Origin of the sequence: Chthonomonas sp. (assembly GCF_035294505.1) — a bacterium.
GTDB lineage: Bacteria > Armatimonadota > Chthonomonadetes > Chthonomonadales > Chthonomonadaceae > Chthonomonas.
On the sequence record NZ_DATGKU010000084.1, the window covers coordinates 26720 to 35804 of the forward strand.

The 9085-nt window shown below is 57.4% G+C and carries 8 protein-coding genes; 6 read left to right on the forward strand and 2 right to left on the reverse strand.

The window, feature by feature from the left end; genetic code table 11:
• Positions 1-22 precede the first annotated feature (22 nt).
• The 6 genes from VKV18_RS04640 to VKV18_RS04665 all read left to right on the forward strand — a co-directional run bounded on the left by VKV18_RS04640 (position 23) and on the right by VKV18_RS04665 (position 7308).
• On the forward strand, positions 23-1369 hold the full coding sequence (locus tag VKV18_RS04640; protein WP_324203059.1) for a hypothetical protein: 1347 nt from the start codon (positions 23-25) through the stop codon (positions 1367-1369).
• A gap of 67 nt (positions 1370-1436) precedes the next feature.
• Complete coding sequence (locus tag VKV18_RS04645; protein ID WP_324203060.1) at positions 1437-2720, forward strand: geranylgeranyl reductase family protein; 1284 nt, start codon at positions 1437-1439, stop codon at positions 2718-2720.
• A gap of 4 nt (positions 2721-2724) precedes the next feature.
• Entirely contained in the window at positions 2725-3942 is a 1218-nt protein-coding gene (locus VKV18_RS04650) for a hypothetical protein (RefSeq protein WP_324203061.1), read from the forward strand.
• Positions 3932-5134, forward strand: a complete 1203-nt coding sequence (locus VKV18_RS04655; protein ID WP_324203062.1) for a GNAT family N-acetyltransferase — start codon at positions 3932-3934, stop codon at positions 5132-5134. The genes VKV18_RS04650 and VKV18_RS04655 overlap by 11 nt, the downstream gene beginning before the upstream one ends.
• A 30-nt stretch (positions 5135-5164) precedes the next feature.
• Entirely contained in the window at positions 5165-6202 is a 1038-nt protein-coding gene (locus VKV18_RS04660) for an SIS domain-containing protein (RefSeq protein WP_324203063.1), read from the forward strand.
• A 5-nt stretch (positions 6203-6207) separates the two neighbouring features.
• The gene (locus VKV18_RS04665) at positions 6208-7308 is read left to right on the forward strand and encodes a DUF3866 family protein (RefSeq protein WP_324203064.1); all 1101 of its coding nucleotides are present in this window, start codon (positions 6208-6210) and stop codon (positions 7306-7308) included.
• On the opposite strand, the gene VKV18_RS04670 is transcribed toward VKV18_RS04665, so the two are convergent.
• Positions 7305-7595, reverse strand: coding sequence for a hypothetical protein (locus tag VKV18_RS04670; RefSeq protein WP_324203065.1), 291 nt, complete (start codon positions 7593-7595; stop codon positions 7305-7307). The genes VKV18_RS04665 and VKV18_RS04670 overlap by 4 nt on opposite strands.
• Before the next feature lie 13 nt (positions 7596-7608).
• The coding region (locus VKV18_RS04675) for an endonuclease MutS2 (protein WP_324203066.1) at positions 7609-9085 on the reverse strand (1477 nt) is incomplete at its 5' end.

A 9085-nucleotide genomic window follows, 5' to 3' on the forward strand; every position in this document is an offset into this window, starting at 1 on the left:
AATCGCTTAGGAGGCTCTCTATATGGCACTACGCCGCCCTTTTTTGCACTTTTTTATGGGCTTTCTGCTCTTCTGCTCTCTTTACCAGGCTCGTGCCCAGACGGCCGGCGATCTCCACTACCCTTCCACACCGTTGCCCTACACCACAACCCTTGAACCGGAGATAAATCCAAGAGGGCTTATGGAGCCTCCCCACTACGGTTGGCATACGGACTTCATCGGCCCGTGGCGCGGCTATTTCGATCTTTCAATAGGTGTAAAAGCCTGGTCAGACCGCTTCACTTTCCAAAACCTTATCTTCGGTGGGTTCGTAGACCTTCTGCCCGGATTGCGGGCGCGTCTCGAATTTCGTAAAAGGGACAACAACAAGTTCGCCCAGGTGATACCCGATGAGTTCTGCCTAGAGGCGTACGATCAGTACCGAGGGCACCACATAGAGGGGGGCGTGAGTTTGCGAATAGGGCATGTGCGCTATCTTCACTTCCCTTTCCCCGATGCCATTGCGCTTTTCGACACGGTGCCGGACAATCGCGACCTCTATATCTCTCATGCCGAGAGCGACTACCGCTCTATTGTGTTAGAGGGTGAGGTGGCCTCCTATGGAGGGTGGGGAGCGCATTGGACGGGGCGCGCTGCCGGATTTAGCCCCGGAGACAACCCAAAGGGAACGGTTATCGAGGCCTACGCCTTCTACCGCACCCATTTTGGCAACGGCTGGCGCTTTGAAACGCGCGCAGGCGACCTGGCAGTGCGGCGCTATCCGGTGGGCCAACCTGGAGAGCCGGGCTACAACGTCTATTTGGGCAAGCAGATCGGCGAGTTCAATGTGGGCCTCTTCTACGAACACAAACGTTCAGAACACGATTTTACCGGCATCGCTATTCAATTTCGACCCGGGCCGGTAACACGTGTTTTTGGTCGCTACGATATAGACTATTCAAGACGACCGGAGGGAATCACTGCTCAAATTCCGCTCCTGCACCTGCGCCTCAACGAGCATAAACAGCCACGTCATGGCGATGTTTTGGTGGGGCAGGTGCGCGCCGTCCGCATACGTACCCTCGACGTTCAGGGGCTTGTACGCAACGAGTACGAGTTTCGCCTCGAATCGTGGGGGCAAACAAGCGGGCCGGGAGTCCGCTGTGTGGTGCGTGAGGAGCCATGGTATCTGCAGACCGAAGCTCTGGTAAGCCCCCATACCTCGTTAGATAGTCGCTGGTTTCACGACCGAGCCGGCCCCGGGCAGTATGTGCAGGTGGTTACCTACGACTTCTTCAAGCCGAAACCTCCCGCCGCAGAGACGAATACGGCGGATGGAATGCCTAATGAGGGGCGCTTGGCCCGGCGAGATGCAGACAGACAAAAATAGTCGGAAGCGCTGCCGTCGATCTGCAAAAGTAGGCAAAGAATGTGCCACCATTTAAAAGGAGTAAAGGATGAGTAACAACACTCATTACGATGCGATCGTGGTAGGTGCCGGCCCGGGAGGTACGACGGCTGCGTGGGAGCTGGCGCGCCACGGAGCACGAGTGGCCCTTTTGGAACGCCGCAAGCTGCCACGCCATAAAACCTGCGGTGGCGGCATGCCCGTAACCGTACGGCAACTTTTGCAAATAGATGTCACCCATGATCTGGCTCCGGAGACGTTTGTAGAAGCAAAGGTGCGCTATCTGCGTCACACCTTTCGGTTTGCTAGCCCCTACCTCGCCTCTCTTAACTACGGACCTGCAGACGAAGAGAACCCATCCGATCTGGAGCTTTGGATGGTGCAACGCTCTATTTTTGACAACGCGCTCACCCAACGGGCTGCCCACGCCGGTGCCGAAGTGCGCGATGCCTTAACGGTGCGCCGTGTAGAGTGTGCGGATACAGGCCCTATTCGTGTTGCTGCGGAGGGTGAAACCGGCACATGGAGTGCTACCTGCGATTTCTTGATAGGCGCCGATGGGGCAAACGGTGTGGTGGCGCGTCAGGTAGGCCTAAGGCGTGAACGTGCCATCGCTATCGCCATCGAAGTAGAAGCGCCTCACCGATGGGGCGAAGGCCACGAAGACCTACGCCCGGATGTAGCCCACTTGGACTTCGGGGTTGTGCAGGGCGGCTATGCCTGGGTCTTTCCAAAAGAGAACCATCTTAACGTGGGGGCGGGCTGTTTTCGCCCGCAAGGTCAGAGCGTGCACGGCGACCAAAACCTACGCACCGAGTTGCGGAAAACGATTCTGGACTACCTAGACTATCTTAACGTGCCCTATCGGGAAGAGGAGCTGGTTTTTCATGCGCATCCGCTGCCTATTTGGAATGGGCTAGACACAGTGCAAAACGAACGTGCGAACGTTTTGTTGGTGGGAGATGCTGCAGGGCTTATCAATCCGTTTTTCGGCGATGGCATCTACTCGGCCATCCGCAGTGGCTCGATTGCGGCAAGGGCGATCCTTGAAGGGCGCACGACAACCTATACCCATGCCATTGGGGAGGCGTTTCGAGCCAATTTCGACGCGGCCTTGCGGTTTGCACGCTTCTTCTATCGCTGGCCGGGCTTCTGCTATCGGCACGGCGTTCTACGGCCCTATGCAACGCGCACGGCCGTGCGCATCTTGGCCGGGGAACTTACCTTTCCCGACATATCGCGCCGTATCATCCGGCGCATTCGCCAGGCCATGGCCGTTGAGCGGGGTGGGCCTTATAGCCGCCGACTGCGTGATTTGGAGATGATGGAGTAAGCTAATGGTACCCACTGCTGTTCAATTCGGCGCCGGAAATGTTGGACGGGGCTTTTTGGCACAACTTTTCTGGGAAAGTGGCATGGAGGTGGTGTTCGTAGAGGTCAACGCCACAATCGTGGAGCTTTTAAATGCACGGCGCTCCTATCCTCTTTGTCTCATTCCTATTCCCGGCGTTGCGGATTCCCCCGGAAGCAAGGCTGAAAACCCAACGGTAGTGCAGATCGCACCGGTGCGGGCTTTGCACACAAGCCAACAGCAGGAGATCGCCTTGGAGATAGCCCAGGCCTCCGTGATCTGTACCGCCGTCGGTGCCGCGGCGCTTCAGCACATTGCCCCCCTCATCGCTTTGGGGCTTCTAAAACGACAGGAGCTTCAGCGTGCACCCGTCAACATCTTGTTGTGTGAAAACCTCTATCGAGCCGACAGCGTTTTACGCGAAGCGGTATCGCAACACCTGCCGGAAGCGCTGCGTGAGTCCGTACTCCAACGTACCGGCTTTGTGCCAACGGTTGTAAGTCGTATGATCCCGATCCCCTCCCCCGAAGAGCGTGCTGCCGACCCGCTCTTCATTCGTGCCGAGAGCTACCATCGGTTGCCGGCAGATAAGCATGCGGTCGTCGGCACGTTGCCTCCTATTTCAGGGCTTGAGTTGGTAGATAATTTCCATGCCCACATGGAGCGTAAACTCTATTCCCACAACGCTGCCCACGCTGCTTTGGGCTACCTCGGCTGGCTTAAGGGCTATACATATGCCAGCGATGCCCTTAAAGACGCTACCATTTTGGCGCGCATTAAGGGATTGATGGACGAGACCGGCATGGCCTTGGTGAAACAACACGGTTTCGATCTATTGGAGCAACGTGCCTACGAAGAGGAGCTGTTGAGGCGCATCGCAAACCCGCAGCTTGGCGACACCTGCGATCGCCTTGCACGCGACCCCTTGCGAAAGCTGGCCCCAGAGGATCGCCTGGTGGGGGCGGCTCGATTGTGCCTACAGCAACAGATATTCCCCGACAATACGGCCTATGCGATTGCGGCAGCGCTTCACTATGCCCATCCAGACGACGTTTCCGCTCGAGCGCTTCAAGAACGTATTGATAAGGAAGGAATAGAGGCTTTTCTGGCGGCTCACTGCCATATTGCCGCCACCGAGCCTTTAGGAGAGACCATTCTGCGCTACTATTTTCTACTGAAGGAGACAGCCACTCATGGGCTTTGAGGTTCGTGCCGTACGGCCAGAGGAGAGAGAGGCCTGTTTGGAGTTGTGGTGCCGTGTATGGTCAGAAAATGGGCGTAGTTTCTTTCACCGCTACCTGTTTGCAGATGACACCTGGTTGCCGCACTATACGCAGGTGGGAGTGCTGGACGGCAAGATCGTGAGTGCCGTGCAGATCGTGCGGCGCAAGGTGGCTTGTGGAGAGATGTGGTTGACCATGGGTGGCCTAGCCAACGTATCCACGCTGCCGGAATATCGTGGGCAGGGTTTTAACACGGCCTGTCTTCAACGCGCGCTGGCGGTGATGGAGGCGGAGGGAATGGATTTCTCCGCGCTGGGCACAGGCATTCCCGGCTACTACGAGCGCATCGGATACACCATCTTTCCTCTGCCGGAGGTTGAGGGGGCTGTTAGGCAGCCCTTGCCTTCTGGTTCTGCCGATATCGGTGTGCGTGCCGCCCGCGCCGACGACCTGCCCACTATTCGGGCCATTTACGCCGACTATAATCGCCACCGACCGCTTACCTTTGAGAGAACGCCGAGCTATTGGAGATATTGGATAGGTCTCTCTGAAGAGAGCGATCCCAAGGGGATGCTCGTAGGACAAGATGAGGAGGGGCAGGTGATTGCCTATCTCTGTTACAGCACTTTCGAGCGGGAAGGACAGAGATATGGCGAGGTTAGTGAAATGGGCTTGGCGGATAGGGAGGGCGTCCGGACAGAACGGGTGGTTCTTACCCTGCTAACGGCCTTATGTTGGCAAGAGGAGATACGCTTTCTGCGAGCGCATATCGCTTTAGACCCGGAAGTCTGTTCCGCTCTTGAACAGGTTTTGGAGAAGCCAATCCCCTGCTACAATCGCGGCGGGATGTTGCGACTGTTGCATCGAACCGAGCTGTTTCAAAAGCTGCTTCCCCTTTTCGACCAGAGATGGGTGGAACAGGGGCGCCCCGCAGGGCGGGTGGGTTTCGAGACGCCTTATGGGCCGATCGCTTTAGAGGGGGCCGGTGAGGCGTTGATCTTGAAACGGGTGGAAGAGGGGGAGGGGATTCTGCCCCAGGTTCATTTCTTCCAGTTGCTTTTCGGCACAGCACGCCCTCACCACCTTACGGAAGATAGGGCGCAGCAACGCTTCTTAGACGCCCTGTTTCCACCCAGAAAGGCTCCCGTTTTCTACCGAGCCGACGGTTTTTAGATGCATCCCCCTAGGTAGGAGAGATAGAGAATGGTCTTTATGTTGGAAGAGATTTATCAGCAGCCGGAGGCCGTCGCCAAGGCAGTGCAGCACGGTGATGCCTCCGTCCAGAAACTCGTGAAAGAGCTGAAACAACAGGACGTGCGTTACGTGGTAATAGCCGCCCGCGGTACCTCCGACAACGCCGCCACCTACGCGAAATACCTTATCGAGATCGTTTGTGGCATACCCGTCGCCCTTGCTGCGCCCTCCGTGTTTACTCTTTATGAAGCGAAGCTGCGGCTAGAGCGCTGCCTTGTTTTAGGCATATCGCAGTCGGGGCAGGCGGAAGATGTCGTTCAGACGCTGGCCTCCGCTCGCGCGGCCGGAGCGTTGACCGCCTGCATCACCAATGTGGCCGACTCGCCATTGGCCAACCAAAGCCAGCATGTCTTACTGTGTCATGCCGGGGTAGAGAGGGCTGTGGCGGCCACAAAGACCTATACGACAACGCTTGCCCTCATCGCCCTATTGGCCGGACAGTGGGCTGAGGAAACAACGCTTTTGGAAGAGCTGCGCGAAATGCCGCAACGTATGCACCGGGTGTTGCCTTTGGACTCTCATATTGAGGCGGCCGTTGAGCGCTATCGCTACATTCAAGAGTGTGCCGTGTTGGCACGTGGCATCAATCAGGCCACCGCGCTGGAAGCCGCCCTCAAGATGACGGAAACGAGCTATTTGGTGGCAAAGCCCTACTCGGGTGCCGACTTCCTCCATGGGCCGATAGCCATGATCCATGAGGGGTTTCCCACCTTCCTCTATGCCCCAGACGGTCGCGCCTACCCTTTTATGTGGGAGTTAGCCCAGAAACTGCGGGAGCGTGCCGCCGAGATGATCATCTTTGCACGCTCGCCGGAGCTATTAGAGTTCGCTCGATGCCCTATTCGCATTCCGGTGGATGTTGACGAACGGCTTAGCCCTCTGCTCTATATCGTTGCCGGCCAGCTATGGGCGTGCCGTCTCGCCCTCGCCCGTGGTTACAACCCTGATAGCCCTCGCGGCCTCAACAAAGTGACCGTTACGCGCTGACAGCTATGTTGTTCCGCACAGAAGGCCGGGTAGAGGCGGTGCTTGCTGAGGTTTCCGATCTGCAGGTGTTGGCGGTACGGCCTCTCTCGGCGGATGGAAATACGTCGCCCAGAAAGGCCATCAACTACAAAGCGCTCAACGGCTCGGCACAGGTTGGCGAGCGCGTCTTGCTGAATACCGTAGCTGTAGAGCTTAATTTGGGAACCGGCGGCTACGATTTCGTGGTGGGAATAGTGGGGAAAGAGTGGGAGGATGAGCCGCCTGGGCATCTCATCAAACTGCGCTATACCCCGCTCCAAACGCCCGTGCTGGCGATAGAGGCGCCGGAAAGCCCGTTTCATCCTGCCCTCGAATCGTTGCACCCGCTTGAAGGGGTCCCCGTGGTTTGCTGCGGTCTGCATAGCCAGATCGGCCCGGTCTGCTTCGCCGCACATGCGGTTTTCAAAGAGCAGGGATATTCCGGCCGTGTCGTCTACATTATGACCGATAGCGCGGCCCTACCTATCGCCTGGAGCCATCTGGTGAGGGAGTTGAAGCAGAATGGTTTGTTGCAGACGACGATCACCTGCGGACAGGCCTTCGGAGGCGATTATGAGGCCATCAACCTCTACTCGGCTCTGCAGGCGGCAAAACAGGTGGCTTCTGCCGATGTTGTTTTGGTGGGTCAAGGGCCGGGAAATGCCGGCACACAGACCGCGTTGGGGTTCTCCGGCATAGACCAGGGGCTTGCCCTGAATGCGGCCCTAGCTTTAGAAGGCCACCCCATCTGCGTGCCACGTATTAGCTTTGCAGATAAACGCCCACGTCACTACGGTGTTAGCGAGCAGACCCTCACCGTTTTAGAGCGCGTGGTGCTTGGCTCGGTGCAAGTGCCGCTGTCGGTGATGCCCTCCCAAATGCGTGAAACCGTGCTAACCTCTTTTCGGAAAAGAGGGCTTTTGGACAAACATGCTGTGGTGGAGGTGGAGACCGACGCGCTCTTCAACGTGATGGCAACATATAGCTGGACCACCATGGGGCGCAAACCACAAGAAGACCCCTACTTTTTCCAAACCGCTTTGGCGGCGGGAATCGTGGCCGCCCAATCGGCGTTGAAAACGAGCTAGTGCCCTACCGAGTCGTGCCGATAGCCATCAGGCCCGTTGCGGCCAAGCTTCAAACCGAAGAGATAGTCGCCGAAACAGGCCATTACGATCATAAGCAAGTACTCCAGCCCAACCCAAAGCAGGTAGGTTGGTGGGGCATACCGGGAGAAGAAGAGATGCGCTATCAGCAGAACGATCGGCACGGCAAGGGTATACAAAAAGACTCTCAGGCCGCCCGTTGCCCAAGCGGTTATTCCTCCGATAACAAAGCCGGTGCAGGCCAATGCAAACCACCATTCCCATCCCATGGTGTCATTCCTCCTAACCTTTTAACTCCACAATGGTCACCCCGTCGCCTCCCTCCTCTGCTGTGCCAAGCCGATAGGAGGCTACCAAAGGATGATCGGCCAAAAACTGCTGCACGGCCCTTCGTAAGGCTCCGGTTCCCTTCCCATGTATGATACGTACTTTGGAAAGCCCGGCGGCATAGGCATCATCGAGGTATCGTTCCAGTAGGGACAGGGCCTCATCTACACGCATGGCCAGCAAGGTTAGCTCCGGTGCGATCTGAAGGGCTTTGCGCAGGGCTATCTCAGAGGCGCTTGATGTCGCCCGAGAAGTGGAAGAGGGTTGTATGGTGGGCGCTTTTTCCAGGGGGCGTAGCTGATCTACGGGAAATGTTGCCCGCATCGCTCCCATTTGCACAACGACCTCACCGTTCTTCGGTTCTTCAAGCACCTGCGCCTGCAGATGAAGCGACGGAATGCGCACCCAGTCGCCTCGACGATAGACATGGTGCGTTGGTACCGGCTCGGCAGGCTCCATGGGGGCAGGTTCGAGGGCGGAGTAAGTCTCCTCGCGTAACGCCTTGAGCTTTTGGCGCGCGCTCGCACCCTTGCGTGCCCCCCGATTCATGCGTTGCAACTCTTTTAAAATGTTTTCGGCCTTCTCGGAAGCGTGCGAAAGAATGCGCCTGGCCTCCTCTTGTGCCTGTTGACGCACCGTTCTTTGTACTTCGGCAATTTGGCGTACTCGTTCCTGATATTCGGCGCGGGCGCGTTCCGCCTCCGCACGGGCGGCAAGGGCCGCTTGTTCCGCGATGGCGGCGTTGCGGCGGCTCTGCTCTAGCTGCTCGATAAGCTGCGAGGCTTCGACCTCCTTTCTGGAGAGAGAGGCCCGTGCCTGCTCCAGTATCTCCTCTGGCAAGCCCAAGCGAGCCGCAATGGTGAAAGCGTGCGAGGAACCGGGAACCCCTTGCAACACACGATAGGTTGGAGAGAGCGTCTCTCGGTCGAACTCCACCGAGGCGTTTTCCACGCCGGGCTGGGAAAAAGCATACTCTTTTAATTCACCGTAGTGTGTGGTGGCCACAACGCGGGCTTCTCTCTCTCGAAGGTACTCCAAAATCGCTTTGGCCAGAGCCGCTCCCTCCGCCGGATCGGTTCCCGCCCCTATCTCATCCAGCAGGACAAGCGAGTTACTTACCAGATTTTCGAGGATATGAACGATGTTTTTGAGGTGCGCGCTAAAGGTTGAGAGATTCTGCTGAATATCCTGCTCGTCGCCGATGTCGGCAAAAACCTGCTCGAAAAGCGCGATTTCGGTGCCCTCCTCCGTGGGGATTTGAAGGCCGGCCAAAGTCATGAGAGTGAGCAAGCCGATGGTCTTCAGCGTCACCGTTTTACCGCCGGTGTTGGGGCCGGTGATTAACACAACCGTGCATCTTTCCCCTATCTCAAAATCTATGGGCACCACATTCCCCGTGAGCAGAGGATGACGCGCTTTGCGCAGCTTCACC